The sequence below is a fragment of the Facilibium subflavum genome (assembly GCF_003574485.1).
Classification (GTDB): domain Bacteria; phylum Pseudomonadota; class Gammaproteobacteria; order Francisellales; family Francisellaceae; genus Facilibium; species Facilibium subflavum.
Genome location: NZ_QLIT01000256.1, coordinates 1 through 1,053 on the forward strand (window position 1 = coordinate 1; position 1,053 = coordinate 1,053).

The following is a 1,053-nucleotide window of genomic DNA, read 5'->3' on the forward strand; positions in this document are numbered from 1 at the left end:
ATCGCAGACAGTCAAGAGGATCTTAAAGAAAATCCACAGTTACATATTGAAAAATTAGGTATGCTATCATCACATTCTGATAAAAATAAAACTTTTCCAGAGTTTAATGCTGTTAAGCTGACTCATCATGTAGAGGTTATCCAGCATTATGATAGCGATATTAATCAGAGCCCATTTTTACCTTGCTTTCAACCATTTATTGCTCGTACATTACATACTCGCATCTTTTCTCGTGATCAGGTAGATCCTAAAAGAAAAAATGAATATCAATGGGTGAATCCGACAGATGATAGTGAAATCTCTTTTGAAGCAAATAGTGCACCAGCACCTAATGAACCTGATAATCCATTAACCTTTACACCCTACAATTATGAACAACCTTTTATCAAATTAATTATTCCAAGTGAAATGATCTTAGGAGAAAGTAAAGAAAGTGAAAATGCCTTTATTTATATGCCTGCAGCGCAAGGACAAGTATTGGCCAATCAGTACTTTCCTTTTGCGCAAGGAGATATTATAGCGATTAAAGTTTTTAATCAAGAATCAATCAAGTTCGAACAATTCATTTCTAATCGATTTTTAGTTGACCAAAAAGGCTCTGAAATGTTTATACAACAGAGTGGATATGGCCTAACTGATGAAGTGAGCATACGGTATCAAGATAATACAGAAGATCAACAATTTAAATTGGAACAAAAGCATCAAGAGGAAAAAGGTCACAAGTACTTACTGTTGAGTGAAAAAGAAGGTTTGACACTGAAATTCACCGATAAAGAAGAAAATAAAGAAAAAAAGCAAACGAGTTAATAAGCTCTTTGAGCTAAATTGCCGTTTTCCGTTCGCAACAAATTGCGGAGAATTAAACCCATAGAGATTAAAATAAGGAGCATAATTTATGACATGGTTAAAATTGATTACAATACTTGGTGCCAGCAATTACCAGCAAGTTAGCTAAGCCTATTATTTCGCAGTGTTTTCTGAGTATACTTTTTAAATTTTTCGCACTATTTACTTCAAATTTACTGTTTAAATGCGCACAATAATCTCCAAGCA

Annotated in this window: 1 protein-coding gene; it reads left to right on the forward strand. The window is 33.5% G+C overall.

Features of this window, described 5'->3' with window-relative positions; all coding sequences use genetic code 11:
* A partial coding sequence (locus tag DNK84_RS12760; RefSeq protein WP_162902457.1) for a hypothetical protein occupies positions 1-807 on the forward strand: 807 nt, incomplete at its 5' end.
* Positions 808-1,053 lie beyond the last annotated feature (246 nt).